This window comes from Streptomyces sp. NPDC042346, from assembly GCF_055581845.1.
This window is the reverse complement of record NZ_JBVJEH010000003.1, coordinates 24,519-49,075: the sequence shown is the minus strand read 5'-3', so window position 1 is coordinate 49,075 and position 24,557 is coordinate 24,519. Positions and strand designations below refer to the sequence as shown.

The window sequence follows — 24,557 nt, the reverse complement described above, 5'->3', positions numbered from 1 at the left end:
ATTGAACGAACCTAGCTGCTAGGTTAGGTTCGTTCATTGAACTGACGGGTGGAGGTCCCTGCCATGCCCCAGCTAGCCACCACCTCCGGAGCCCCTGCCCGCACGCGGCCGGCCCGCCCCTCCGCCACGCTCGCCGTCACCGGCGCCGCCACGGCCGTCGCGCTGATGAACTACACGGCCCCGATGCTCACCCTCCCCGACACGGCGGCCGCCTTCGGGACCCCGGACTCGGCCCGGGCCTGGCTCCTCAACGGCACCCCGCTCGGCCTCGCCGTCCTCCTCCTCGTGGCCGGCAGCCTGGCCGACGCGCACGGACGGCGCCGGGTCTTCCTCCTCGGCACCCTCGCCCTGGGCGTCACCACCGGCCTCGGCGCCTTCGCGGGCTCCACCCTCGCCTTCACCCTGGCCCGGATCGCCCAGGGCGCGGCGAGCGCGGCGGTCCTCGCGGGCAGCCTGGGCCTGCTGGCCGACGCGTACCCCTCGGGCCGCGACCGGATCAGGGCGACCGGCATCTGGGGGGCGTCGGTGAGCGGCGGCATCGCGCTCGGCCCGCTGCTCGCGGGCGCGCTGAGCCTGGTCGACTGGCGGCTCGCGTACGAAGCGCTGGGGCTCGCCGCCCTGGTGATCGCGGCGGCCGGCGCACGCACGCTCGCCCCCGACACGGCGAAGAAGGCGCGGCGGACCCGCCCCGACATCCCGGGCGCGGTCGCCCTCGGCCTGGCCCTGGCGGCGCTGCTCACCGCGCTCACGCTCGGCAGGGACGGCTGGCTGCGCGCACCGGTGGGCCTCCTCCTGCTGGCCTCCGTCGCGCTGGCGGCGGTCTTCGTGGCGGTCGAGCACCGGAGCCGTACGCCCATGATCGACCTGGCGCTCCTGCGCCGGCCCGCGTTCCTGGCGTCGACGCTCGGGGCGCTGTTCACGGGCCTGGCGGTGATCGGCCTGTTCAGCGTGGTGCCCGCACTGCTCCAGAGCGGGGCGGGGATGTCGCCGCTGGGAGCGGCCGGACTGTTCGTGCTCTGGTCGGGCACCGCGTTCGTGGTGGCCCTCCAGGCGCGCCGCCTCGCGGGCCGGCTGTCCGCCGCGTACCAGCTGTCCGTGGGCTTCACCCTGTCGGCGGCGGGGGTCCTCGCCCTGCTCGGCGGCCTGGAGGGCCCCTGGCCGCGCCTCCTCCCCGGCCTCCTCGTGGCGGGCGCGGGCAGCGGCCTCCTGAACGCGGCGCTGCCCCGGCTCGCCGTCGACTCCGTACCGCCGGAGCGGGCGGCGATGGGTTCGGGCGCCAACAACACCGCCCGCTACATCGGTTCCGCGGCGGGCGTGGCCCTGACGCTGGCGCTGACGACGGCGGGCCCGGACACGGCGCTCCTGGTCTCGGCGGGCCTGGCCCTGACCGGCGCCGCGCTCACCGCCGTACTGGGGAGGCGGCCGGAACGACGGCCGCGTCCGTGAACTCCTCCAGGGCGAGGACGTCCTCGTCGGGCCGCTCGTCGCCGGTCTCCGGCGGCCCGAGGAGGCTGACGGAGACGGCCACGGCGAGATTGGCGACGAGGGCGAGCAGCCCGGCGTTGACGCCCCACAGCGGATCGTTCCCGGAGAAGACGAGCGCGCAGACGATCGCGACCCCGACCCCGAGCCCGCACACCCCACCCCTCAGCGTCATCCCCCGCCACACCAGCCCCAGCAACACCAACGGCAGGAGCTGCGCCATCCCTTCGTAGGAGATGAGGGAGAGACGGACGAGGGTGTTCGGCGCGGTGTACGTCATGACGAGGGCGAGCGTCCCCGCGACGACGACCACGAGCTGGGCGGCGCCCTTCTCCCGGCGCCGCAGACGGGGGGAGAGCGAAAGCACGCTCCGCCCCCACATGGTGCCGATGACGAGCATGAACACGGCCATCGGGACGATCGAGGAGAGCGCGGCCGCCACCCCGACGAGACCGACGGCCCAGGCGGGGAGCGAGTCGGTGACGAGCTCGAAGAGGGCGAGGTTCGACTCGGCGCCGACGAGACCCGGGACGACGAAGAGGGCGGCCATGCCGAGGAGCATGGGAACGAAGAGAAGGACGTTGTAGGCGGGCAGCCAGACGGCGTTGCGCCGGAGGGTGTCGGCGTCACGGGCACCGAGGTACCCGGCGACGGTGGTCGGGAAGATGACGACGGTGAGGGAGTTGAGGACGGTCGTGGAGGCGAACCAGCCGACGCCGTACCCGCTCTGCTCGCCGCCGTGCCCGGGAAGCGACAGCCACTCGCTCTTCTCGTCGACGAGCCGCCCGAAGAACTCCCCGATCCCGCCGAAGTAGTGCAGCGGCACGTACACGGCAAGAAATCCCAGCGTGAGAATCACGAGCGCGTCCTTGAGGACGGACACCCAGGCGCTGCCGCGGAGCCCGCTGACCACGACGAAGCCGGTGGTGACGGCGAAGGCCAGGAAGTACGCGAGATCCAGCCCGATCGTGCCGTACGAGATCGTCGACACGACCACGCCCATGCCGGTGATCTGGAGCTGGATGTACGGCAGGAGGAACACGGTCGCGAGGACGGCGACGGCCGCGCCGAGCCAGGGCCGGCGGTAGCGGTGGGCGGCGATGTCGCTGAGGGAGACGAGCCCGTGCTTGCGGGCGTACCCCCAGAGCATGGGCCCGACGACGTAACCGACGGCGTAGCCGCAGGACATGTAGGCGACGACGTACAGGACGGGGGCGCCGTAGTTGTAGCCCCAGCCGGCGGCCCCGAGATAACTGAAACTCGTATAGCCCTCCCCCGCCATCAACACCCAGATGAAAACGGGCCCGAGCGAACGCCCGCCGACCGACCACCCGTCGAGCCCACCGCTGGTGTCCCGCCTCACGGCGAGAAGCCCGAGGAGAACGGTGAGCACCATGAAGACGCCGAAGACGGTGACGGCGACGAGCGCAGGACTCACGACCGCCCCTCCCGCCGGTCCCCCTGCCGGTCCCCTCGCCGGGCGAGGGCGACGGCGAACGGCGTGAGGACGGTCGCCCCGAACAGCCACAGGACGAACAGCGGAACGGAGTTCACCAGCGGCAGCGCGGCGACGAACAACACGTACGGAACGAGGAGCCACAGCAACTGGGGCCTGCGTCTGATCAGCCGGTTCACCCGGTCGAGATTAGCTTCGCCCAGACGACGAGCCGGTAGGCACTGCTGAACTCGGGGGTGCAGGTGGTGAGGGTGAGGTAGGACCCGGCGGCGGAGTACCCGTAGGACGGCTTGACGAGCGACCGCGGAACGGCGCGGACGACCCCGACGTCACGGGGCGCGGTCTGCGGAAGGACCTGGTCGACGCGGTACGTGTACGTCCGCTCCCGGGTCCGCACGGTGATGCGATCCCCTTCGCGGAGCCGGTTGATGTACCGGAAGGGCTCGCCGTGGGTGTTGCGATGCCCGGCAACCGCGAAGTTCCCGGGAAGCCCGGGCCCGGCGGTGCCGGGATAGTGCCCGACGTACCCCTTGTCGAGGACAGAACGCTTGGAGACGCCGCGGGCGACGGGCGCGGTAAGGCCGATCCGGGGAATACGGAGAACGGCGAAGGCGCGGGAGTCGGAGGGGGAAGGGGCACGAGGCGAGGAGGCGCGGGGAGGAGCCTCGGATTCGACGCCCCCGGAAGAACCCCCGGCGTCGTCACCGACGCCTCCCCCACGAACGTCCCCGACGCCCTCGCCCACCACCACTTCCTCGGGCTCCACGTCACGCCCCGGGGGAGAGATCTCCCACTCCCGCTCCCACTCGCGCTCCAGGGCGCTCACCTGCTCGCGGGCCTCGGCACGGGCCTCCTGATTCGTCCACCAGAGCTGATGGACGACAAGAAGAAGAACGACAACCCCGCAGGTGACGACGGCCTCGGCACAGACCCAGAGCACACGGGCACCCCGACGACGCCGCCCCCGCCCCTGGACGACGACCGGCACCCGCTCCCGCACCCTGTCCTGCACCCTGGCCCGCACGCGGGGCACGATAAGCGCTGAGGCACCAACTCTCCAGGCCCGTACAGCAGTACGGTGAAGGGTATGCGCCCCGACACTCCTGCCGCCCACACCACCGAAGCCGAGCGCCTGCTGCGTACGGCAGCGCAGTACCCGGGAGACCGGGAACCGCTCTACCTCCAGGCCGCGGCCCACCGGGAACTGGCGGGCGACCGCCCGGGGGCGACGGCCCTCTACGACGAGCTCCTGACCTCCTCCCCCGCGAACCCGCACCTGATCAGAGCGCTGAAGGCGGCGAACCTCTGGGAGTACGGCCACGAGGCCGAGGCGCGGGCGATCATCGACGGCGTCCGGCGCGCCAAGCCGGCGGACGCGGCACCGTGGGAGATCACGGCGGAGACGCTGGAGGCGCACGACGAACTGGAAGCGGCGGAGTCCACGCTCACAGAAGCGGCGACGCTCCTCGCCACAACCCCCCACGACCTCCCCCACGCCACCCAGTCGCTCCTCACGACCCGCCACAGGATCCGCAGGATGCTGGCGCTCCCCCACGACGACTGGGACACCCTGGCGGACCGGCTCCACACGGCGGCCGTCCCCCTGGACGAACTCCACGACCCGAAGCGCCTCTGGTCACTGGGCTCCTCGGACCCGGCGGAACTCCAGGCCGAGATCACCCGCCTCCGCTCGGAACTGGGCACTTACCGCACGGCCCTCTCCCGCCCCTTCCCGGTGGCGGTCCTGCACTGGCCGGAAGCGGAACTCGACGAGCTCCTGACGGCGTACCCGGAACTGGAGGCGGAGTACCCCACGTACAGAGCCCACCTCACCGACATCGAAGCCTCCCTCCGCGAACTCGCCCAGGCGGGCACCCCCAACCTGGGCATCGTCCGAGCGACGGTCCCCTCCTACGAAGCCTTCGCCGCCTCGGAAGCCACCCGTCCCTCCAACGCCGACCTCCTCCCCCAATACGCCACCACCCTGGCAGCCCGCGGCCGCGCCACAGCCTGGCCCCCGGCCCACGACGCGGCTTGCTGGTGCGGGGCGTCGCGCAGCTACGGGGGCTGCCACGGGGGTGCTACGGCCTGACAGCAGACCTACTCGGAGGTCATACCCCAGTCCCGTGCCCTGGAAGAGCCGTTCCACCCAGCATCGGATCGCCATATCGATGCGATTCCATGGTCCTCCAGGTACGAGGCGTAGGCGCCGATCTCCTCGGAGAAGAGCCCTATGAGGAAGGGCTCAGAGTGCCCCTGATAGAGGAAGTGCCGATACTCGAAGAGCTGCCCCACCGCCTCACGAACCGCCTTGGTCGGATTTCCGTTGCGAACAACCTTGGCTTCGATGAGCCATTCCTCACGCGCCTCTGTCCCGGCACCCGGACACCGCAGGACAAGGTCCTTGGGGTGCTGCCCTAGCGTGATGGGGACGTATCCGCGCTCCGCGATATGGATGCCGAAGTCCTCGATCAGCCCCTCATGGCTGCGCTTCTTGACTTGCTGGCGGGCCTTGATCTGCGCGATGTATTCGCCGCTGCTCTTCGGTTGGAAGCCGGCAAGAGGATCGGCGACCGAGTGAGCGTGGCCACCAGGGTCGTACGACATCTCCAGCGCATCCGCGTCGTCGCTCATCCACCAAACGCGGTCGGCCTCCTCAGCCCGTCGCAGCAACGTGATAGCGACCAGCAAGTCCTCCATCAGCGCGACATCACTCGGCAGGGCAGCCGTGTCGTACGACTTAGCAATGACACTGGCCGCCTCATAAGCCCGAGGGCGCGCCGCCTTGTCCCGGAGTTCCGGCTCGTCTACCCAACCGTGCCGCTCCTGTCGCGACACAGCGCGGCGGAGTCGCGCCGCATGTCGACGAAGGTGCACCTCGCGCGAGGTGCCCCTACCCAATCGCTCCTCCAACCAGGTGATCCCTTGCTGCAAGGTCAGAGACACGTGCTTCAGATCGGCACTGAAGATGTAGGCGAGATACAACCCCTTCTTGGGGTCGGTCTGGCCGCGCTCGTCGAAGATGCCGATCCACGGTGTCGCGGCCGGAGTCGTTTGCCCTCCGTGCCCCTTGGCCCGGAACCCCGGCGGGAGAGCCAGATCCGTTCGGTCCGCTACCCCCCGCAAGACCTGCTGACCCTTCACATCGCGTGTCGAACCAGCCATGCGGTCGTATGTGCTCGCGACCTCGCTGAGCAAGTCTCGAATCCCCATACGGAGAATCTAGATCAGGAGGTCACCCCGCTGAGCGGCGCTCGCTCCACCTCGTCAAGTCGCGCACCCTTCACAGGCCGGATTCGAACCGTGTCTGGGCCATGTCCAGTACATCGTCGGTGTCGTAGCCGTGGGCTCCCATCCAATGGAGGAGGTCCACGATCACATCAATCGCCGCGTCCTGGGCCACGGGAAGGGCCAGTCGACTGGCGTTGACTGATCTCGGGGATGCGACAGCGCCGTAGAGCAAGATCATCGCCTCCGCTCGTGTGACGCGCGCGCCTCCCCCGTGCCCGTTGGGTGAATTGAGATCGGTGGCAATTTCACACCACGTCACCTTTCCTTCCGTCCCCAGCGAAACGCCCCAGCGGTCAGCCATCGCGTCCAGCAGCGCCATGCCCCAGCCGGACTCGGAGTCAGGACCAGCGGTGATCAGCGCCGGCAGCGACTGGCTGTCCGAATCGCGCATTTCGATCCGCAGGTAGGTGCCATTCATCGCCAAAATCAGCACCGCCGGCGTCCCCGGACCCGCGTGCCGAATCACGTTCGTGACGAGTTCACTCACGCAGAGTTGAGCCACCTCGATCTGCCGTGGCAAGCCCCAGGCCCTGAGGTGAAGCCGCACGATACGCCGCAACGCGGCAACTTCCTGAGGCTCGGCCAAGAACGAGAACTCCCACGGCTTCCGCAGCATGCACGCGTCCTGGTTCACATCGCCTCCTCCCGCTCGCCACCTCCAGCGGGCTCTGTCACCGTGAGTCTCTCGGCGTCCTCGGCCTCCCATGTGCCGCCCCCGCCCCAAACGTGGCGCAGGACGTAGACGGAGCCCCCTCGGACGTCGGTCACGATGGCCTTCCGGTTGGTGACCTCGTCGCGTACCTGATCGCCCACCCAGGGCTTCCCGTCCTTCACGCCCGCTCCTCCTTCAGCTCGGCCCAGACCTGCTTGCCCCACCGGTACAGCTCGGTATCCCATCTCTCCGTGAGCGTCTCGACCAGAAGCAGACCTCGCCCCCGGACTTGGTCACCGTTGGGGTCCGTATTCAGGATCGGGACAACCCTGGAGCGGTCGACCACGCCCACGCGAACCCCATGCGCGGAGGGCCGGGAGACAATCACGCGGATCGACGGAAGTCGACTGTGGTCGACCGCGTTGGAGACCAGCTCGGTCATCACGAGCGTGGCGTCCTCAGCCAACGAATCCAGGCCCCAGAGAGTCAGCGCCGTGCAGACCAGCCGGCGAGCGACTCCCGCGCTCCGCGCCTCACGCGGGAGCGTCTGCGAGTAGGCGGGGTACCCCGTGGGGCGAGACGTGACAACCGCAGCTGTAGGGCGCCCGATGGAAGGAGGTGTGAGCCACTCGCGTGCGGACATCCCCGCCGCTCCACCGTCGTCATCACCCGCGTGGCTGAAAGTCACTAGTTGCCCTCCCGCCGTAGCCGGTTGGTGGTTTCGTGTTCTCTCAGCGAACCGCGATTCGCGGTGGGCGGGCATCCCCGTTCGGGCTCCGATGCCGTCAAACCCGTCAAAGATTGTTCTCTTGTGAACAGGGGCGCAGCATGGCGCGCAGGAACGTTGAACTGGCCGCGGTGATCGCAGAGACCGGCTGGTCGCAGCCCGTCGTGGCTGCCGCGGTAGTGCGTGTCGCGGCAGAGGCCGGCATCGATGAACTCCTCACCGTCAAGCGCTCACACATCGCCATGTGGGTCGCGGGTACCCGACCCCGGGGCCGGGCGGCCGACATCCTGCGCGAGACTCTGTCGCGGCGATTGGGGCGTCCCCTCACGCTCGCGGAGCTCGGCCTCGCGGGACATGGCTCGGATACGGTCACCCCGTCCGAGTGGGACACCGACACGCTGACGACTCTGGTCGACTTGGGGAGGAACAGCATGGACCGCGACCGCCGCCGGCTCTTCACCGGCGTCGCCGCCTACTCCGTCGGCGGATTGGTCCTACCCAGGGAGCCATGGTGGGACGAAGCCCCACAGCGGGCGCGCTCCCGCACGGTCGGCCCGAACCGAAGGGTTGGCGAGACCGAAGTGCGGGCCGTTCGCGAGATGACCGAGTTCTTCGCCCGACGCGATCAACGGCACGGCGGCGTCGACGGTCGGACAGCCCTCTACCAGTACATCGTCGACGATGTCGCCAGGTACGTCAGCGGAGTGTTCAGCAATGAGCACTCGCGTCGATCTCTGTATTCGGCGGCAGCCGAGGCCGTGTACGTGGCCGGCTGGATGAGTTTCGACGCCTCCCAGCACGAGCCCGCGCGACGCTACTTCACCCTCGCGCTCAAGCTGGCCGCCGAAGCCGACGACGCTCCCCTCGCGGGGCACATCCTGCGGGCGATGGCTCATCAGGCCATAGACCTGGGACACGGCAGGGCGGCCCTGGACCTTGCCACCGCCTCCATCGAGCGCAAGCGATACACCCGCGCCACCCCGCGTGAAAGAGCCTTGATCGGTGTCGTACGTGCGCGAGCGTTGGCCGTGGACGGTCAGAGAGGCAACGCCATCGCCGCGATCCACCAGGCCGAGACCGACCTTGCTGGGGCAACAGCGGGCGACGACGAGCCGCATCGGGTCTGGTTCTTCCAGGAAGCGTCCCTCGCACATGAAACAGCCCGCACTCTGTGGGCCCTGGGCGACCTGGACGGTGCGCTGCACCACTTCCGTACCAGCGTCCGACACCGTAGGGCCGACTCCTTCAGTCGAACCCACGCCGTCACGCTCGGATATATGGGTGCGGTCCAAGCCGGACAGGGCAACATCGACGCGGCCTGCACGACCTGGTCCCGGGCCCTGGACGCGATGGACGGGGTTCAGTCCGGCAGAGCTCGGGAAGCGGCCGTCACCATGCGGACAATCCTGTCCCCGTTTCGCAACCGCGGAATCCCCTCCGCCTCCGCTATCGACGAACGAGCTCGGGCCGCACTCCTGCGAGTAACCTGACAGCGCCGAAGTCCCGTATCCCACAAGGGGCGTTGCCGAGAAGGAAGAAGGGCAAACCGTGCCTGCACAGTCCATCGAGGTGCCGGTCATCGCCGACGTAGTCGGAGGCCACACCGGACGGCTCGACGACTTCAAGGGCGGGGTGGAATCGATCATCCGTCTGCGGCCGGAATTCCCCGTGGAGACCCTTCAGGGCATCGAGGAATTCTCCCACCTCCAGGTCACGTGGTTCTTCAACCTCGGCTCCCCGGACGATGTCGCGCTTCACGCACGCAGCCCCCGCGACAACCCCGCATGGCCAGCGACTGGCACTTTCGTCCACCACAACCATCGGCGCCCGGCACGGCTCGCCACGTCTTTTCCGACACTACTCAAGGTCGAAGGACGTGACCTGCACGTCGCGGACCTCGACGCCGACGACGGCACGGAGGTCGTCGATCTTGTAGCGGTGTTCCAAGAAATGCTCCCCCGTGGGCCCGTCACTCAGCCGACCTGGCCGGGCGAGATGCTCGCGGACTACTGGAGAAACGCCTCCGAACGCTGAGGCGAGGTAGCGGCTTCATGCCGGGCGGGGCTCTGAGGGTGGTCGTTTCCGGTGAGCTTCTGGTGGGACCGCCCTCTTTCCGAGAGTCGCACCTTCCACCACCGCGTCAAGGGCGCCTTCGGCGTCGCTACGCGATGGGCTGCGCCCACCCTTGACCCGGCGGCTCCAGGAGCGAAAAACCTCTCGGAGGGCGGTCCGGGGGCCGGGGTAGCGGGAGCGGGTGGCAGGCCGGTGGGTGGGGGCTTGGTCCGCGCCTGGGGCGGGTGGGCACCTTCCGTCGGTTCGGGGTGCGCGGTCGTTGAATGGGGCAGCCGGGCCGAGCTAAGCGGGCCACGGCCGGTGGGTGGTGGGGATTCAGGCCCCGCTGATCACTCCCGGTGGTTAGGGGCACGCCTAACCCGCAACTACTCCAGGTAACAGCCCTCGAAATAAGCGACAAAGGGCACATTTCACCCTCATCGGGCCGCGAAAGTGCACGAATGTCTCGCCGACAGCACCCCGCCACCCACCAAGACAGACCAGCGGGGCCTGAATCCCCACCACCCACCGGCCTTGCCCCCGCTAAGCCAAGCCGGGCCGCCCCATTCAACAACCGCGCACCCCTACCAAGCCAAGGGAGCCCACCCTGCCCCACCGCAAACCAAGCCCCCACCCACCGGCCCGTCAGGCGCCGTCCAGCCCCGGCCGATACCCGGGCCCCCGCGTGGCCACGCCCCCGGCCGCCCTCCGAGTGTGAAAAGGCGGCCTCCGCCGCCGGGTCAAGGGTGGGCACAGCCCATCGGCGAAGCCGACGCGACGAAGGAGCGCCCTTGACGCGGTGGTGGAGGCCGCCACACTCGGAAAGAGGGCGGCCCCACCAGAAGCAGACCTGTCCCTCAGCCCTGCGAGCCTCCTCGTTAGGCTCGTATGCGCCGATACCTCACCGATCGAAAGGGACCTTCGCCATGCCCCGCATCCCCTCCCCCGCCATAGCCGCCGCCGGACTCGTCGGGGGATATGCCGTTGCTCGGTGGACCAAGAAGCGGCCGCTCGGTGGGGTCGTGCTTGCCGGGGCCGGGGCGCTTGCCGCTCGGGAGTGGCAGCAGGTCGGTGGGGGGAAGGTGGCCGCCGGGCTCACCACCGCCTACGTCGCCGCGTTCGCCGGGTCGCATCCGCTCGCGAAGAAGATCGGCGCCTGGCCCGCCGTATTCTCCGTCGCCGGGGGTGTCGCCGCGGCCTCCTGGGCCGTCACCCGTGAGAAGGGCTGAGGCCCTCAGCCTCCCAGTGCGTGGCTGAAGGTATAGATCAAGAGGCCCGCCAGCGCGCCCACCACCGTGCCGTTGATGCGGATGAACTGGAGGTCGCGGCCGATGTTCGCCTCGATCTTCTTCGAGGTCTGGGTGGCGTCCCAGCCGGCGACCGTGTCCGTGATCAGGGACGTGATCTCGTCCCGGTACGTCGTGACGACGTACGACGCCGCGTCCTCCGCCCAGCCGTCGACCTTCCGCTGGAGGCGGGGGTCCGTCGCCAGGCGGTTGCCCAGGGACATCAGTGAGGTGCGTGCGCGCAGGCGGAGTTGGCTGCGGTCGTCGTCGGCCGCCGCGATGATGAGGGTGCGGATCGAGGACCATGCCGAGGCGATGATGTCCTGGATCTCCGGGCGGGCCAGGAGGTCCGCCTTCAGGCGCTCGACGCGGGCCCGCGTGTCCGTGTCCGCCTGGAGGTCGGCCGCGAAGTCCGTCAGGAAGCGGTCGATCGCGCCGCGCGCCGGATGCGCCGGCATGTCCCGCATCTCCGTCACGAAGCGGAGCAGCTCCTTGTAGACCCGCTCGCCGATGCGCTTGTCGACGAAGCGCGGGGTCCAGCCCGGCGCGCCGCCCTGCACCGCGTCCATGACCGAGTCGCCGTGCGTGACCAGCCAGTCGTGCGCGCGGGTGCAGACGAGGTCCACCGCCCGGTGGTGCGCGCCGTCCCCGACGATCTTTTCGAGGGTCTTCCCGAGTCCTGGGGCGATCTCCGCCGACTCCGCCCGGCGCGTGATGGCCTCGCCCACGACCGCCTGCACGTCCGAGTCGCGGAGGACCGTCAGTGCCCCCCGCAGCGCCGTCGACGCCTCCGCCGTCACCCGGTCCGCGTGCGCCGGGTCCGCCAGCCACGCCCCCAGCCGGCTGCCGATGCCGAAGGCCTGGAGCCTTCCCCGTACGACGTCCGCGGAGAGGAAGTTCTCGCCCACGAACGAGCCCAGTGAGGCGCCCAGCTGGTCCTTCTTCGTCGGGATGATCGCCGTGTGGGGGATGGGGAGTCCCAGGGGCCGGCGGAAGAGCGCCGTCACCGCGAACCAGTCCGCGAGCGCGCCGACCATGCCCGCCTCCGCCGCCGCTGCCACGTACCCCGCCCAGGGCCCCGCCCCCGAGCTCCGCGCCCAGGTCGCGAGACCGTAGATCACGGCCACCGCCAGCAGCAGAGACGTCGCCAGCGTTTTCATCCGCCGGACGCCTCTGCTCTTCTCCTCGTCAGCCGCCGTGTACGAGAAACTCACCAATGGACTCGACCTCCTACGTCCCTACATCAGGGACTCCCGGCGACCCTCCCGAGTTCCCCCGTACATCTTCGCGATCACCGCCTCGATGTCCGGCTCCCGCACCGACAGGTCGAGAAGGGGGTACCTCGCCGCCACCGCCGCCACCAGTGGCGCCGCCGAGGCGGAGGCCGGGAAGGCCAGCCACTGGCGGGGGCCCTCCCTCCGTACGAAGCGCGCCCCCGGCACCTCGATCGGCGGCAGCTCCCGCTCCAGGTCGACCACCAGGAGCCGCTCGCTCTCCCCGACCGCGTGCAGCCCGGCCAGCTGCCCGTCGTACATCAGCTTCCCGTGGTCGATCACCATCACCCGCGAGCACAGCTGCTCGATGTCGGTCAGGTCGTGGGTGGTCAACAAGACCGTGGTGCCCTGCGCCGCGTTCAGGTCCTTCAGGAACTCCCGCACCCTCGCCTTCGACACGACGTCCAGACCGATCGTCGGCTCGTCCAGGTACAGCACCTCCGGGTCGTGCAGCAGGGCCGCCGCGATGTCGCCGCGCATCCGCTGCCCGAGGGAGAGCTGCCGGACGGGTACGTCGAGGAGGTCGCCCAGCTCCAGGAGCTCCACGCAGCGAGCGAGGTTCTCGCGGAAGCGGTCGTCGGGGATCCGGTACATGCGGTGCATCAGCCGGTACGAGTCCTTCAGCGGCAGGTCCCACCAGAGCGTCGTCCGCTGCCCGAAGACCACCCCTATCCGCTGGGCCAGCCGGGTCCGCTCCCGCGCCGGGTCGATGCCCGCGACCCGCAGCCGGCCCCCGCTGGGCGTGAGGATGCCGGTCAGCATCTTGATCGTGGTCGACTTCCCGGCCCCGTTCGGACCGATGTAGCCGACCATCTCCCCGCGCTCCACACCGAAGCTGATGCCGTCGACCGCCCTGACCTCGCGTTTCGACCGCCGCAGCAGGCCCGTCCTCCGGCGGATCGTGAAGGTCTTCTCCAGTGACTCCAACTCGATGAACGGCACGGCCTCAGCTTCCTGTCGATCGGTACGAACGGATTCCGGCCCGCCACGCGAGCCCCGCCACCCCGCAGCAGACCGCCGCCACCAGCGGCGACGCGAACACCGCCCAGCCCGGCACGCCCGCCGGGGCCGGCCGGTCGAGCACGTACAGCGCGGGCAGCCAGTTCACGAACGCCAGCGGTACGACGTACACGACCCCCCGCACCAGCTCCTGCGCGAAAATCGTCGGCGGGTACCCGAGCAGCGTGTTCCCGCCGTACGTGAACGAGCTCGTGACCTCGGCCGCGTCCTGCACCCAGAACAGCGCGGACGCGCCCAGCACCATCACCGCCGAGAAGATCACCGCCCCGCAGAGCAGCATCACCGGCAGGAGCAGCACCTTCACCGGCGTCCAGTCCACGTCCAGCAGGACGAGCGACCACACCAGGACCAGCAGGCCCTGGGCGACCCGGCCGAACCGGCGCAGCGCGAACTTGTCCGCCGCGACCTGCGCGAGCAGCGGCGCCGGACGCATCAGGAACATGTCGAGCGAGCCGTCCCTGACCCGCTTCCCCATCCGCTGGACCGAGCCCATCGTCAGGTCCGCCAGCCCGAAGGACGTGCCCGCCGTCCCGTACAGCAGCGCGACCTCCGCGAAGGCGAAGCCGCCCAGGCCCTTCACCTGACCGAACATCAGGAGGATGACGACGAAGTCGAAGAAGGTGACGCAGAAGCTGGTGGCCAGGGTCAGGGCGAAGGAGGAGCGGTACGTCATCGTCGACCGGATCCACATCCCGGCCACCATCCGGTACGTACGCCAGGACTCCGACACCCACCGGTACGGACGCCAGGAGTCCGGCACCTGTCGTGGCCCGCCCAGGTGCGCGCCCAGGTGCGCGCCCCGGGGCTCCTCCTTCGCGCGGAGCGTCTCAGCCACCCTGCACCACCACCTTCCGCGTCGCCGCCGCCTGCACCAGCCGACCCGCCCCGAACAGCACCAGCGCCCAGCACCCCTGGAAGGCGTACGCCCCCGCCAGCTCCCGCCCGCCCGCGTACTTCCCCAGGTACACGTCGGCCGGCACCTGGAGCATCGACGCCCACGGCAGCACCCGCGCCAGCTCGCCCAGCGCGCCCGGGAAGACGGTCAGCGGGAGCAGCATCCCCGAGAAGAACAGGCCGCCCAGCCACGCCACCTGCACCACGCCCTGGCCGTCGAGCAGCCAGAACGCGCTCATCGCGACCAGGTACCAGATCGCGAAACTGACGATCGAGCCGAGCGCCACCGCCACCAGGAACGCGAGCCACGTCCCCGGGCCCGACGGCAGCGTGAAGTCGAAGACGAGCGCGCCGACCGCCATCGGGACGACCCCGCGGCCGAGCAGCTGGTAGGCCGACCGGCCCAGGTTGGCCGAGAACCACCAGGTCTGGAGGTCGGCGGGGCGGTAGAGGTCGACCGCGATGTCCCCGGTCCTGATCCGCTCGATCAGCTCGTCCTCGAAGCCGCCGCCCATCAGCCCGCAGACGGTGATCAGCCCCTGTCCGATCCACACATAGGCGAGGGCGTCGTCCATGGAGTAGCCGCCGAGCTGCGGCCGTTCGTCCCAGAGAGCGATGTACGTGTACGACAGGATGAAGCCGAAGACGGTGTTGGTGAACACCCCCGCCGCCGTCGCCACCCGATAGGTCGCATGGCGCCGGAAGCCACCCGCGGCCACCGTCGCGTACAGCCGCAGCATGCCTCTCCTCCCCGGAAACGTGCACAATGCGCCGAAAAACGCCGAAGCGCACGACCCTAGCGAGGAGCGACTCCGCACCGCGAGCGGTTTTCTCGCCGCCTTGCCCTCACATTCGGGTCGCATTCAGGAGTTTCATCGCATGACGTGCAATATGAGGTGCCATGCCCCCTTCCTCCGGTACGAGCGACACCCCCCGGCCATCCCGACCGGGCTGGGAGCCGAGGGACCCCACCCTCTCCGCTCCGCCACCCCCCGCGCCGAACCGGCCCCGACGCGCGGGACGCGTCCGGCGCGTCCTGCGGACCCTGTTCGGCCTCTGCCTGCTCGGCGTCCTGCTCCTCGCCGGAGCCTTCGCCGCCGGCTACCTCCTGGTGGACATCCCGCCCGCCAACGCCGCCGCCGTCGCCCAGTCCAACGTCTACCTCTACCGCGACGGCAGCCCCATCGCCCGCGACGGCGAGGTCAACCGCGAGAACGTCCGGCTCGACCAGGTCCCCCTCGGCGTCCGCCAGGCCGTCCTCGCCGCCGAGGACCGCGACTTCCACACCTCACGCGCCGTCGACCCCAAGGCCATGGTCCGCGCCGCCTGGAACACCGTCACCGGCAAGGGCCGCCAGTCCGGCTCCACCATCACCCAGCAGTACGTCAAGAACTACTACCTCGGCCAGGAACAGACCCTCACCCGCAAGGCCAAGGAGTTCTTCATCGCGATCAAGCTGGGCCGCGAGAAGACCGCGGAGGAGATCCTCCAGGGCTACCTGAACACCAGCTACTTCGGCCGGAACGCCTACGGGATCCAGGCCGCCGCCCGCGCCTACTACGGCAAGGACGTCGAGCAGCTCGACACCGCCGAGGGCGCGTACCTCGCCTCCCTCCTCAAGGCCCCCAGCGCCTACGACGTCACCACCCACCCCGAGAACCGGGCCACGGCCGTCGCGCGCTGGAACTACGTCCTCGACGGCATGGTCACCGAGGGCTGGCTCGGCCGCGCCGAACGCGCCGCCGCCCGCTTCCCCCTCCCCCAGACCGCCCGCCCCGCCACCGGCCTCTCCGGACAGCGCGGCTATCTCGTCCAGGCCGTCGAGGAGTACCTGACCGGCCACGACGTCATCGACGAGAACACCCTCGCCGCCGGCGGCTACCGCATCACCACCACACTGGACCGCGCCCAGCAGGAGACGCTCGTGCAGGCCGTCGAGGACCGGGTCATCTCCCGGCTCGACCCGGCACGCGACCCCGTCGACCGCTACGTACGGGTCGGGGCGGCCGCCGTCGACCCGGCGACCGGGAAGGTCGTCGCGATGTACGGCGGCATCGACTACACCCGGCAGTACGTCAACAACGCCACGCGCCGCGACTACCAGGTCGGCTCCACCTTCAAGCCCTTCGTCTTCACGGCGGCCGTGCAGAGCGGGGCGCAGACCCAGTACGGCCTGCCGATCACCCCGTACACCCTGTACGACGGGACCAACCGGCGCCCGGTCGAGGGCTGGAACGGCAGCCCGTACGACCCCGCCAACGAGGACGACACCAGCTACGGCGAGATCGCCGTCGGCGAGGCCACCGGTCTGTCGGTGAACGCGGTGTACGCCCAGATGGCCGTGGACGTCGGCCCCGCGCACGTACGGCGGACCGCCATCGCCCTCGGCCTGCCCGGCTCCACCCCCGACCTCACCGCCTCCCCGTCCATCGCCCTCGGTCCCGCCACCGCCAGCGTCCTCGACATGGCCTCGGCGTACGCGACGCTCGCCGCGCACGGCCGGCACGGCACGTACACGCTCGTCGAGGGCGTCACGAAGGGCGGCGAGACGGTGGACCTGCCGTCCCGCCCGGCCGGGCAGGCGGTCACCAGGGAGGCCGCCGACACGACCACGTCGATCCTGCGGAGCGTCGTCGAAGCGGGTACGGGCACGGCGGCGCAGGCCGCGGGGCGGCCGGCGGCGGGCAAGACGGGCACGGCGGAGGACGACAAGGCCGCCTGGTTCGCGGGCTACACCCCGGAACTCGCGACGGTCGTCGCGCTGATGGGCCAGGACCCCGAGTCGGGCCGGCAGGAACCGCTGTACGGGGCGCTCGGACTGCCCCGGATCAACGGCGGCGGGGCACCGGCCGAGATCTGGGCCCGGTTCACCCGGGAGGCGCTGGCGGGAACGCCACCGCGCGACTTCGACCTCCAGCTGATGGCGGGGGCGGAGGCACTGCCACCGGTACCGCCGATGCCGGACGGCCCGGAGGGCCCGGAAGGACCGGGGGGCCCAGGCGGATCGGGTGACCCAAGTGGCCCAGGCGGACCGGACGGGCCGGGCGGCTCGGGCGGCGAGGAAGACCTCTACCTGACCGGCGAGGCGGGCCCGGGGTCAGCGGTCTCCCGCAGCCCCCTGCCGCCCCGCAGCCCCCAACCGCCCGGCAGTCCCCTACCGCCTGGAAGTCCCCAACCACCCGGCAGTACCCACCCGCCCGGCAGCAGCCCTCGTCAGTGACCGGAGGTCGCCTTCAGACCCACCACCGCGACGAGCAGCAGACAGACGAAGAAGATCCGGGCGGCGGTCGCCGGCTCACCGAGCACCACCATGCCGAGCACCGCCGCACCGGCCGCGCCGATACCGACCCACACGCCGTACGCGGTACCGATGGGCAGCGTCTTGGCGGCGTGCGAGAGCAGCAGCATGGAGGCGACGATCCCGGCGCCGGTGAACACGCTGGGCCAGAGCCGCGTGAAGCCGTCGGTGTACTTCATACCGATCGACCAGCCGACTTCGAGCAGACCCGCGACCACGAGAAGAACCCAGGCCATGACGACGACACCTCCGCGAGACGGAACAACAGGGGGTGCGTCGTCTTGTCGTCATCCCGGTACGGCGCGTCTCGTCGGGTGTGTCTCCAGGCTAGCAAAGAACATGCAAAGGCCCTGGTGACGATGGTCACCAGGGCCGGCAGCTCTACGTCTACAGATACAACCCGGTCGAGTCCGTAGCGCCCTGGAACCGGTCCGCGGCCACCGCGTGCAGGTCCCGCTCCCGCATCAGTACGTACGCGGTGCCCCGCACCTCGACCTCGGCGCGGTCCTCGGGGTCGTACAGCACGCGGTCGCCGATCTCGACGGTCCGGACGTTCTGACCGACCGCGACCACCTCGGCCCAGGACAGGCGACGGCCGACGGCGGCGGTCGCCGGGATCAGGATGCCGCCGCCGGAGCGCCGCTCCCCCTCGGGGGAGTCGGTGCGGACCAGGACCCGGTCGTGGAGCATCCGGATGGGCAGCTTGTCGTGCGTGTTCTCGCTCACGGTCCGAACCTACCTGCCCGGGCGTGTCGCCCGCGGCCGGGAGGGGCCATCGACCGCTATCCCTTGCTCCTGCGGGAGGACGCGGCGATCAGCCCGACCACCGCGACGGCGACGAGCGCCACCGGCACGACCCGCTCCAGGCGGGGTGCGCCGTCCTCATGGGTGAAACGGGCCTTCACGTCCGAGACGACCCGGTTGACGGCGACGAAGGCGCGGCCGGCGGTCTGGTCGACCGTCGAGGCGACCTTGGCCTTGGCGTCCCCGATGATCGTCTTGGGGTGCACCCGAATGCCGATCTCGTCGAGAGTGACGGCGAGCTGCTCGCGCCGGCGGACGATGTCCGCCTCGATCTGCGCAGGGGTCCTGGCGTCCGACACCGCGCTGCCTCCGTAGTCGTGTATCCGGTCGTTGACGGACAGTCTGTCAGCTCCACCGCCGATGGGCCGCCCCCGACCCCTATTAGGCGACCCCCATTAGGCTCTGAACGCGTAAGCGCACTTTCCTGAGGAGAGCCATGAGCGAGCGACTGCAGACCGGCGACACCGCCCCCGCCTTCACCCTGCCCGACGCGGACGGCAACGACGTCTCGCTCGCGGAGCACAAGGGCCGCAAGGTCATCGTCTACTTCTACCCGGCGGCCCTCACCCCCGGCTGCACGAAGCAGGCCTGCGACTTCACCGACAACCTGGACCTGCTGGCAGGTGCGGGCTACGACGTCATCGGCGTCTCCCCCGACAAGCCGGAGAAGCTCGCGAAGTTCCGCGAGAAGGAGAACCTGAAGGTCACGCTGGTCGGCGACCCGGAGAAGACGACCCTGGAGGCGTACGGCGCCTTCGGCGAGAAGAAGCTGTACGGCAAGACGGTGACGGGCGTCATCCGCTCGACGATCGTCGTCGACGAGAACGGCCTGGTCGAGCACGCCTTCTACAACGTGAAGGCGACGGGCCACGTAGCCAAGATCATCAGGGACCTGGGCATCTGAGCCCTCGCCCTGCGATGCCGAACGGGCCGTACCGCCTTCCGGGGCGGTGCGGCCCGTTCCGCTTACCGGACGCGACAGTACGCGATATGGCGTAACCGTCCGATATTCGGCTCGTTACTCCGTGCGAGGCCACGAACTGGTGGCCGGAGCGGAGGGGGCCCGATGGGAACGAGCGCGTACACGAAGGAGCGCCTCGAAGCGGCGGCGCGGGGAGCGCGGACGCTGACGGAGGCGCTGGAGCGGCTGGCGGTGGATCCGAAGAGCTCGTCGCGAAGGTACGTGCGGGAGCGGATGCGGAAGCTGGGGGTGGACATCTCGCACTTCGAGCAGGAGGGGACACGTTGGACGCGTGACGTCCTGACGCAGGCCGTGGCCGCCTCGACGAACATGTCCGAGGTGCTGCGGCACCTCGGGGTGGAGGTCGTCGGCGGGCAGCACACCCACATCAGCCGACGGATCAAGGCGTACGGGATCGACACCTCGCACTTCACACCCTCGGTCCGAACCGGGAACATGCGATTCAACCAACGGCGCCGGACGGCCGAGGAGATCCTCGTCGCGAACGGCTCGGCTCATGCACAGCGCATCCCCGGCCGGCGGCTCAGGAGGGCCATCCAGGAGCTCGGCCATGAGGAGCGATGTGCCCTGTGCGGGATTGAAGCCAAGTGGCTGGGCGATCCGCTGCCGCTGGAGGTTGATCACATCGACGGCAACTGGCGGAACAATCAGATCGAGAACCTGCGGCTACTCTGCCCCAACTGCCACTCGACGACGGACAGCTACCGAGGCCGGGGCAAGGGTCGCACACGATGACGAGCGGCACGCGGTACACCCGCGAGCGCCTGACCGAAGCGGCGGCGCGGTGCGCCGACATCGACGAGGCGATCGCCTTCCTGGGTACAAAGCCGTACAACGCACTCCCCCGCTACCTCATGAGGCGCTTCACCCACTTCGGCATCGACGTCTCACACTTCCCGCCCTTCGGGAGACTCGCCCGCCCGAGTGCACATGACCTGCGGGAGGCGGTCGCGCAGTCGACCTCCGTGAGGATGACTCTGCAACGTCTGGGCCGAACAGGCAACGCTACGCAGCGCGCGAATCTACGGAGATGGATCACGGAAGAAGGCCTGTCAACCGCCCACTTCCTGGGGCAGGCCCACCAGCGCGGCAAGCCGAGTCCGACCGCCAAACGCGCGGAAGACATTCTGGTACACCACGACAACACGTACCGGACGACCACCAAGCGGCTGCACCGCGCTCTGAGCGAACTCGGTGTGCCCGAAGAGTGCGCTCGATGCGGCGTCGGCCCCGCGTGGCTCGGCATGCCAATGACCCTGGAGGTCGACCACATCAATGGGGACTGGCGCGACGACCGGCGCGAGAACCTGCGGCTGCTGTGCCCCAACTGCCATGCGGTCACGAGCACCTGGTGCAGGGGAGGCAGAAGGGAGACCGCATCAGCCCAGTAGAGTGGTGGCGATGGGCCCGTACCCCAGCTGGCCAGAGGGTGCCGGTTTAGGTCCGGTATGTCGTGGGTTCGAGTCCCACCGGGCCCACGCCGACGAGGGGCGCGTCACCACTAGGTGTCGCGCCCTCGTCCGACCGTTCTCAGCCCAGCAGCTCCCGAACCACCGGTACGAGTGCTCGGAAGGCCTTGCCTCGGTGGCTGATCGCGTTCTTCTCCGCCGGGGTCAGTTCCGCGCAGGTCACCTCGTGGCCGTCCGGCTGGAGGATCGGGTCGTAGCCGAAGCCGTTCGTGCCGACCGGGGCGTGGCGGAGGGTGCCGCGCATCTGGCCCTCGACGACTCGTTCCGTGCCGTCCGGGAGGGCCAGGGCCGCCGCGCAGGCGAAGTGGGCCGCGCGGTGGGAGTCGTCGATGTCGGACAGTTGGGCCAGGAGCAGGTCCAGGTTGGCGCGGTCGTTGCCGTGGGTGCCGGACCAGCGGGCCGAGAAGATGCCGGGGGCGCCGTTGAGGACGTCGACGCAGAGGCCGGAGTCGTCGGCGACCGCCGGGAGGCCGGTGGCCCGGGCCAGGGCGTGGGCCTTGAGGAGCGCGTTCTCGGCGAAGGTGACGCCGGTTTCCTTGACGTCGGGCACGTCGGGGTACGCGTCCGCGCCGACGAGTTCGAGGTCGAGGCCCGCGTCGGCGAGGATCGCGTGGAGTTCGGTGATCTTGCCCGCGTTGCGGGTGGCGAGGATCAGACGGGTCATGCCCCGATTATCCGGGGCTGGCGCGGTCCGTTGGACCTCTAGCCCGGGGTGCAGACCTTCGCCACTTCGCTCGCCCCGTCCGTGATCGGCTGGATGTCCGGGGTCGTGTCGCCGTTCTTGACCGCTGTACGGACGGACTCGACGCCCTTCGTGAGGTCGTCCACCGCCTTCTTGAGGTCGGCGTTGTCCGTGGTGTCCTTGAGGTTGCCGAGCTCGGTGCTGATCGAGTTCAGGGACTCCTCGATCTGCGTCGGGTCGTTCGAGGCGTTGGAGACGGCCTGGCTGAGCTTGTCGACCGACGTGGCTATCGCGTCGGCGGTCTTGACGCAGTCCATGGCGGTGTCGAGGGCTCCGCAGCCGCTCAGGACGGTGGTGAGTGCGGCGGCGGTGGCCACGGCGAGTGCGAGACGGCGCTTCACGGCGGGTTCTCCCCCAGGTACGTAGGACGAACGACGGGCGGGCGCACGGAGCTTATCCGTGTGCCCGCCCGTCATGACGCAGCGAGGGGTCAGAGGGTTCCTTCGAGCGCCTTGCGCTGGATCTCGGCCAGTTCGGCGCAGCCGCCGGAGGCGAGGTCGAGGAGCGCGTTGAGCTCCTCGCGGTCGAAGGGCTCGGCCTCGGCGGTGCCCTGGACCTCGACGAAGCGGCCGTCGCCGGTGCAGACGACGTTCATGTCGGTGTCGGCGCGGACGTCCTCCTCGTAGCAGAGGTCGAGGAGGGGTACGCCGTCGACGATGCCGACGGAGACGGCGCCGACGGTTCCGACGAGGGGCTGGCGGCCGGCCTTGACGAGCTTCTTGCCCTGGGCCCAGGCGACGGCGTCGGCGAGGGCGACGTACGCGCCGGTGATGGCGGCGGTGCGGGTGCCGCCGTCGGCCTGGAGGACGTCGCAGTCGAGGACGACGGTGTTCTCGCCGAGGGCCTTGTAGTCGATGACGGCGCGGAGCGAGCGGCCGATGAGGCGGGAGATCTCGTGCGTGCGGCCGCCGATCTTGCCGCGGACGGACTCGCGGTCGCCGCGGGTGTTGGTGGCCCGGGGCAGCATGGAGTACTCGCCGGTGACCCAGCCTTCGCCGCTGCCCTTGCGCCAGCGCGGGACGCCTTCGGTGACGGAGGCGGTGCAGAAGACCTTGGTGTCGCCGAAGGAGATGAGGACGGAGCCCTCGGCGTGCTTGCTCCATCCGCGTTCGATGGTGACGGGGCGGAGCTGTTCGGGGGTACGGCCGTCGATACGAGACATGGGACGAGGGTAGCCGGAGACGGCGGAGGGCCTCGCCCATGACGAAGGGCCCGTTCCCCTGCCGGAACGGGCCCTTGTCGATGCGAGTCAGTCGCTCGCATCAGGTCTCACATCAGGTCTTCGATCTCCGCGGCGATCGGGTCCGCGTCGGTGCCGATGACGACCTGGATGGCGGTGCCCATCTTCACGACGCCGTGGGCGCCGGCGGCCTTGAGCGCGGCCTCGTCGACGAGGTCGGCGTTGATGACCTCGGTGCGCAGGCGGGTGATGCAGCCCTCGACCTCTTCGATGTTGTCGATGCCGCCGAGCCCGGCGACGATCTTCTCAGCCTTGCTGGCCATGTGTTTCTCCCTGTCCGTTCCGTTCGCGCGAGCGCGAATCTCGGCGCACCTGTGGTCCGCTTTGTCACGGTAACCCACGGTTGGCCCAACTTCGCGAGCGAGTGCCGCCGTTCTGCCGAATGATGACGATCACCGGCGGCCTGTCCTCAGCGGGCTCCCGGAGCCTATCGCAACTGGTCTACACCAGTGTGCAACGGAATGCGGACCCGGCATGTTCCGGGCAGGGAGGACGCCGATGAGTACGGACAGCGCCGCGGCGCGGCCGCAGAAGTCCCTGTGGGGCGGGCTCTTCCAGGGGCTGCAGAAGATGGGGCGCAGCCTTCAGCTCCCCATCGCGGTGCTGCCGGCCGCGGGCATCATCAACCGGCTCGGCCAGCCGGACGTCTTCGGCGCGGAGGGTCTCGGCTGGGACAAGGTCGCCGCGGTGATGGCGGGCGCGGGCGGCGCCCTGCTCGACGGCAACCTCGGTCTGCCGCTGCTGTTCTGCGTCGGTGTCGCCATCGGCATGGCGAAGAAGTCGGACGGCTCGACCGCGCTCGCGGCCGTCGTCGGCTTCCTCGTCTACTACACGGTCCTGCGTCAGTTCCCGAAGGACTGCCCGCCGGGTACGAGGGACATCGGCGGCGGCTGCCTGGCGCCCGGGGAGGCCTTCGCCGCCTACACGTACCAGAACCCCGGTGTCTTCGGTGGCATCGTCATGGGTCTGATGACCGCGTACCTGTGGCAGCGGTACCACCGGACGAAGCTGGTCGACTGGCTGGGCTTCTTCAACGGCCGCCGTCTCGTCCCGATCATCATGACGTTCGTGGCGATCGTGTTCGCCTCGCTCTGCCTGTGGGTCTGGCCGCCGATCGGTGACGCCCTGGAGAACTTCAGCGACTGGCTGGTCGGCCTCGGCGCCTGGGGTTCCGGCATCTTCGGTGTGGCGAACCGTGCGCTGCTCGTCATCGGCCTGCACCAGTTCCTGAACGTGCCGATCTGGTTCCAGTTCGGCACGTACGAGAAGCCGGACGGCACGGTGGTCCATGGCGACATCCCCATGTTCCTGGCGGGCGACCCGAACGCGGGCCAGTTCCTGACGGGCTTCTTCCCGATCATGATGTTCGCGCTGCCGGCGGCGGCGCTCGCGATCACCCACTGTGCGAAGCCGCACCGCCGCAAGGAGATCGGGGGCCTGATGCTCTCGGTGGCGCTGACCTCGTTCGTCACGGGCATCACGGAGCCGCTGGAGTACTCGTTCCTCTTCATCGCGCCGGCCCTGTTCGCGATCCACGCGGTGCTGACGGGTGTCTCGATGGCGGTGACGTGGGCGTTCGGCGTGAAGGACGGCTTCAGCTTCTCGGCGGGTCTGATCGACTACGTGATCAACTGGGGCCTCGCGACGAAACCGTGGCTGATCATTCCGATCGGTCTCGCCTTCGCGGTCGTGTACTACGCGATCTTCCGTTTCGCGATCACCAAGTTCAACCTCCAGACGCCCGGCCGCGAGCCGGACGAGATCGGGGACGAGATGGAGCGGGAGAACGTCAAGTAGCGCTGCGGTCACCCTGGAGAACCTGACCGATTCGGGGCTTTCGCCCCCCTCGTAAGCCCTGCACAAGGCCCCTGGACCTGACGGTCCGGGG

Annotated in this window: 27 protein-coding genes, 1 tRNA gene, 1 pseudogene and 1 riboswitch; of the genes and pseudogenes, 11 read left to right on the top strand and 18 right to left on the bottom strand. The window is 69.8% G+C overall.

Features of this window, described 5'->3' with window-relative positions; translation table 11 throughout:
• The first annotated feature begins 63 nt into the window (after positions 1-63).
• The gene (locus ACZ6K0_RS13950; protein WP_376405485.1) at positions 64-1,446 is read left to right on the top strand and encodes an MFS transporter; all 1,383 of its coding nucleotides are present in this window, start codon (positions 64-66) and stop codon (positions 1,444-1,446) included.
• On the opposite strand, the gene ACZ6K0_RS13945 is transcribed toward ACZ6K0_RS13950, so the two are convergent.
• The 3 genes from ACZ6K0_RS13945 to ACZ6K0_RS13935 are packed head-to-tail and all read right to left on the bottom strand — an operon-like array spanning position 1,400 to position 3,962.
• On the bottom strand, positions 1,400-2,878 hold the full coding sequence (locus ACZ6K0_RS13945; protein ID WP_469233837.1) for a sodium:solute symporter family protein: 1,479 nt from the start codon (positions 2,876-2,878) through the stop codon (positions 1,400-1,402). The genes ACZ6K0_RS13950 and ACZ6K0_RS13945 overlap by 47 nt on opposite strands.
• A 38-nt stretch (positions 2,879-2,916) precedes the next feature.
• Positions 2,917-3,108, bottom strand: coding sequence for a hypothetical protein (locus ACZ6K0_RS13940; protein ID WP_376405760.1), 192 nt, complete (start codon positions 3,106-3,108; stop codon positions 2,917-2,919).
• Between the two features lie 5 nt (positions 3,109-3,113).
• Positions 3,114-3,962 (bottom strand): class E sortase, encoded by an 849-nt coding sequence (locus ACZ6K0_RS13935; protein ID WP_469233782.1) that lies wholly within the window; start codon positions 3,960-3,962, stop codon positions 3,114-3,116.
• 63 nt (positions 3,963-4,025) lie between these two features.
• Here ACZ6K0_RS13935 and ACZ6K0_RS13930 point away from each other — a divergent pair, with 63 nt between their 5' ends.
• Entirely contained in the window at positions 4,026-5,030 is a 1,005-nt protein-coding gene (locus tag ACZ6K0_RS13930; protein ID WP_469233784.1) for a hypothetical protein, read from the top strand.
• Between the two features lie 8 nt (positions 5,031-5,038).
• Here the strand turns inward: ACZ6K0_RS13930 and ACZ6K0_RS13925 are convergent, their stop codons facing one another.
• The 4 genes from ACZ6K0_RS13925 to ACZ6K0_RS13910 form a co-directional block, all read right to left on the bottom strand.
• Complete coding sequence (locus tag ACZ6K0_RS13925) at positions 5,039-6,151, bottom strand: MrcB family domain-containing protein (RefSeq protein WP_469233786.1); 1,113 nt, start codon at positions 6,149-6,151, stop codon at positions 5,039-5,041.
• Between the two features lie 70 nt (positions 6,152-6,221).
• The gene (locus ACZ6K0_RS13920) at positions 6,222-6,863 is read right to left on the bottom strand and encodes an ATP-binding protein (RefSeq protein WP_469233788.1); all 642 of its coding nucleotides are present in this window, start codon (positions 6,861-6,863) and stop codon (positions 6,222-6,224) included.
• Complete coding sequence (locus tag ACZ6K0_RS13915) at positions 6,860-7,063, bottom strand: hypothetical protein (RefSeq protein ID WP_469233790.1); 204 nt, start codon at positions 7,061-7,063, stop codon at positions 6,860-6,862. Before ACZ6K0_RS13915 ends, ACZ6K0_RS13920 begins: the two co-directional genes overlap by 4 nt.
• Positions 7,060-7,524 (bottom strand): ATP-binding protein, encoded by a 465-nt coding sequence (locus ACZ6K0_RS13910; protein ID WP_469576048.1) that lies wholly within the window; start codon positions 7,522-7,524, stop codon positions 7,060-7,062. Before ACZ6K0_RS13910 ends, ACZ6K0_RS13915 begins: the two co-directional genes overlap by 4 nt.
• A 185-nt stretch (positions 7,525-7,709) precedes the next feature.
• On the opposite strand from ACZ6K0_RS13910, the gene ACZ6K0_RS13905 reads away from it, so the two are divergent.
• From ACZ6K0_RS13905 to ACZ6K0_RS13895, 3 genes are all read left to right on the top strand, one after another.
• The gene (locus tag ACZ6K0_RS13905; protein ID WP_469233794.1) at positions 7,710-9,098 is read left to right on the top strand and encodes a tetratricopeptide repeat protein; all 1,389 of its coding nucleotides are present in this window, start codon (positions 7,710-7,712) and stop codon (positions 9,096-9,098) included.
• A 58-nt stretch (positions 9,099-9,156) separates the two neighbouring features.
• A complete protein-coding gene (locus ACZ6K0_RS13900) occupies positions 9,157-9,642 on the top strand; it encodes a TrmO family methyltransferase domain-containing protein (protein ID WP_469233795.1) in 486 nt (161 codons plus the stop codon).
• Positions 9,643-10,586: 944 nt separating this feature from the next.
• A complete protein-coding gene (locus ACZ6K0_RS13895) occupies positions 10,587-10,889 on the top strand; it encodes a hypothetical protein (RefSeq protein ID WP_469233797.1) in 303 nt (100 codons plus the stop codon).
• Between the two features lie 5 nt (positions 10,890-10,894).
• Here ACZ6K0_RS13895 and ACZ6K0_RS13890 read toward each other — a convergent pair.
• The 4 genes and pseudogenes from ACZ6K0_RS13890 to ACZ6K0_RS13875 form a co-directional block, all read right to left on the bottom strand.
• A pseudogene (locus tag ACZ6K0_RS13890) lies at positions 10,895-12,163 on the bottom strand (DUF445 domain-containing protein); the annotation flags it as partial.
• Positions 12,164-12,184: 21 nt separating this feature from the next.
• Entirely contained in the window at positions 12,185-13,162 is a 978-nt protein-coding gene (locus tag ACZ6K0_RS13885) for an ABC transporter ATP-binding protein (protein WP_469233799.1), read from the bottom strand.
• A 4-nt stretch (positions 13,163-13,166) separates the two neighbouring features.
• A complete protein-coding gene (locus ACZ6K0_RS13880) occupies positions 13,167-13,943 on the bottom strand; it encodes an ABC transporter permease (protein WP_469233839.1) in 777 nt (258 codons plus the stop codon).
• Between the two features lie 124 nt (positions 13,944-14,067).
• Positions 14,068-14,871, bottom strand: coding sequence for an ABC transporter permease (locus ACZ6K0_RS13875; RefSeq protein WP_376405758.1), 804 nt, complete (start codon positions 14,869-14,871; stop codon positions 14,068-14,070).
• Positions 14,872-15,035: 164 nt separating this feature from the next.
• On the opposite strand from ACZ6K0_RS13875, the gene ACZ6K0_RS13870 reads away from it, so the two are divergent.
• Entirely contained in the window at positions 15,036-17,354 is a 2,319-nt protein-coding gene (locus ACZ6K0_RS13870) for a transglycosylase domain-containing protein (RefSeq protein WP_469233800.1), read from the top strand.
• Here the strand turns inward: ACZ6K0_RS13870 and ACZ6K0_RS13865 are convergent.
• From ACZ6K0_RS13865 to ACZ6K0_RS13855, 3 genes are all read right to left on the bottom strand, one after another.
• Positions 17,348-17,668 carry a DMT family transporter gene (locus ACZ6K0_RS13865; RefSeq protein ID WP_028811654.1) on the bottom strand — a complete coding sequence of 107 codons (321 nt, stop codon included), beginning with the start codon at positions 17,666-17,668 and terminating at the stop codon, positions 17,348-17,350. The genes ACZ6K0_RS13870 and ACZ6K0_RS13865 overlap by 7 nt on opposite strands.
• A gap of 34 nt (positions 17,669-17,702) precedes the next feature.
• A riboswitch (guanidine-III (ykkC-III) riboswitch) is annotated at positions 17,703-17,765 on the bottom strand.
• Between the two features lie 54 nt (positions 17,766-17,819).
• A complete protein-coding gene (locus ACZ6K0_RS13860) occupies positions 17,820-18,158 on the bottom strand; it encodes a GroES family chaperonin (RefSeq protein WP_317595701.1) in 339 nt (112 codons plus the stop codon).
• A 56-nt stretch (positions 18,159-18,214) separates the two neighbouring features.
• The gene (locus ACZ6K0_RS13855) at positions 18,215-18,535 is read right to left on the bottom strand and encodes a DUF3618 domain-containing protein (RefSeq protein ID WP_329623236.1); all 321 of its coding nucleotides are present in this window, start codon (positions 18,533-18,535) and stop codon (positions 18,215-18,217) included.
• A 137-nt stretch (positions 18,536-18,672) separates the two neighbouring features.
• On the opposite strand from ACZ6K0_RS13855, the gene bcp reads away from it, so the two are divergent.
• The 4 genes from bcp (at position 18,673) to ACZ6K0_RS13835 (ending at position 20,696) form a co-directional block, all read left to right on the top strand.
• Complete coding sequence (bcp, locus tag ACZ6K0_RS13850) at positions 18,673-19,140, top strand: thioredoxin-dependent thiol peroxidase (RefSeq protein ID WP_376405451.1); 468 nt, start codon at positions 18,673-18,675, stop codon at positions 19,138-19,140.
• A gap of 162 nt (positions 19,141-19,302) precedes the next feature.
• Positions 19,303-19,953 carry an HNH endonuclease signature motif containing protein gene (locus ACZ6K0_RS13845; protein WP_469233802.1) on the top strand — a complete coding sequence of 217 codons (651 nt, stop codon included), beginning with the start codon at positions 19,303-19,305 and terminating at the stop codon, positions 19,951-19,953.
• The gene (locus ACZ6K0_RS13840) at positions 19,950-20,609 is read left to right on the top strand and encodes an HNH endonuclease signature motif containing protein (protein ID WP_469233804.1); all 660 of its coding nucleotides are present in this window, start codon (positions 19,950-19,952) and stop codon (positions 20,607-20,609) included. Before ACZ6K0_RS13845 ends, ACZ6K0_RS13840 begins: the two co-directional genes overlap by 4 nt.
• 12 nt (positions 20,610-20,621) lie before the next feature.
• A tRNA-Leu gene (locus ACZ6K0_RS13835) sits at positions 20,622-20,696 on the top strand.
• Positions 20,697-20,748: 52 nt separating this feature from the next.
• On the opposite strand, the gene rdgB is transcribed toward ACZ6K0_RS13835, so the two are convergent.
• From rdgB to ACZ6K0_RS13815, 4 genes are all read right to left on the bottom strand, one after another.
• A complete protein-coding gene (rdgB, locus tag ACZ6K0_RS13830; RefSeq protein ID WP_469233805.1) occupies positions 20,749-21,351 on the bottom strand; it encodes an RdgB/HAM1 family non-canonical purine NTP pyrophosphatase in 603 nt (200 codons plus the stop codon).
• 38 nt (positions 21,352-21,389) lie between these two features.
• A complete protein-coding gene (locus tag ACZ6K0_RS13825) occupies positions 21,390-21,770 on the bottom strand; it encodes a hypothetical protein (protein WP_376405444.1) in 381 nt (126 codons plus the stop codon).
• Between the two features lie 89 nt (positions 21,771-21,859).
• Positions 21,860-22,591 (bottom strand): ribonuclease PH, encoded by a 732-nt coding sequence (gene rph, locus ACZ6K0_RS13820; RefSeq protein ID WP_376405442.1) that lies wholly within the window; start codon positions 22,589-22,591, stop codon positions 21,860-21,862.
• Between the two features lie 107 nt (positions 22,592-22,698).
• Entirely contained in the window at positions 22,699-22,971 is a 273-nt protein-coding gene (locus ACZ6K0_RS13815) for a PTS sugar transporter subunit IIB (RefSeq protein WP_376405756.1), read from the bottom strand.
• Between the two features lie 196 nt (positions 22,972-23,167).
• Between ACZ6K0_RS13815 and ACZ6K0_RS13810 the strand changes: the two genes are divergently transcribed.
• Entirely contained in the window at positions 23,168-24,466 is a 1,299-nt protein-coding gene (locus ACZ6K0_RS13810) for a PTS transporter subunit EIIC (RefSeq protein WP_376405440.1), read from the top strand.
• Positions 24,467-24,557 lie beyond the last annotated feature (91 nt).

Bases quoted from the DNA above. Each gene is read 5' to 3' on its own strand.
- ACZ6K0_RS13950 (WP_376405485.1), top strand. From the start codon at position 64: ATGCCCCAGCTAGCCACCACCTCCGGAGCCCCTGCCCGCACGCGGCCG.
- ACZ6K0_RS13945 (WP_469233837.1), bottom strand. From the start codon at position 2,878: ATGGTGCTCACCGTTCTCCTCGGGCTTCTCGCCGTGAGGCGGGACACC.
- ACZ6K0_RS13930 (WP_469233784.1), top strand. From the start codon at position 4,026: ATGCGCCCCGACACTCCTGCCGCCCACACCACCGAAGCCGAGCGCCTG.
- ACZ6K0_RS13925 (WP_469233786.1), bottom strand. From the start codon at position 6,151: ATGGGGATTCGAGACTTGCTCAGCGAGGTCGCGAGCACATACGACCGC.
- ACZ6K0_RS13910 (WP_469576048.1), bottom strand. From the start codon at position 7,524: ATGTCCGCACGCGAGTGGCTCACACCTCCTTCCATCGGGCGCCCTACA.
- ACZ6K0_RS13905 (WP_469233794.1), top strand. From the start codon at position 7,710: ATGGCGCGCAGGAACGTTGAACTGGCCGCGGTGATCGCAGAGACCGGC.
- ACZ6K0_RS13895 (WP_469233797.1), top strand. From the start codon at position 10,587: ATGCCCCGCATCCCCTCCCCCGCCATAGCCGCCGCCGGACTCGTCGGG.
- ACZ6K0_RS13880 (WP_469233839.1), bottom strand. From the start codon at position 13,943: ATGGTGGCCGGGATGTGGATCCGGTCGACGATGACGTACCGCTCCTCC.
- ACZ6K0_RS13870 (WP_469233800.1), top strand. From the start codon at position 15,036: ATGCCCCCTTCCTCCGGTACGAGCGACACCCCCCGGCCATCCCGACCG.
- ACZ6K0_RS13865 (WP_028811654.1), bottom strand. From the start codon at position 17,668: ATGGCCTGGGTTCTTCTCGTGGTCGCGGGTCTGCTCGAAGTCGGCTGG.
- bcp (WP_376405451.1), top strand. From the start codon at position 18,673: ATGAGCGAGCGACTGCAGACCGGCGACACCGCCCCCGCCTTCACCCTG.
- ACZ6K0_RS13845 (WP_469233802.1), top strand. From the start codon at position 19,303: ATGGGAACGAGCGCGTACACGAAGGAGCGCCTCGAAGCGGCGGCGCGG.
- ACZ6K0_RS13840 (WP_469233804.1), top strand. From the start codon at position 19,950: ATGACGAGCGGCACGCGGTACACCCGCGAGCGCCTGACCGAAGCGGCG.
- rdgB (WP_469233805.1), bottom strand. From the start codon at position 21,351: ATGACCCGTCTGATCCTCGCCACCCGCAACGCGGGCAAGATCACCGAA.
- rph (WP_376405442.1), bottom strand. From the start codon at position 22,591: ATGTCTCGTATCGACGGCCGTACCCCCGAACAGCTCCGCCCCGTCACC.
- ACZ6K0_RS13810 (WP_376405440.1), top strand. From the start codon at position 23,168: ATGAGTACGGACAGCGCCGCGGCGCGGCCGCAGAAGTCCCTGTGGGGC.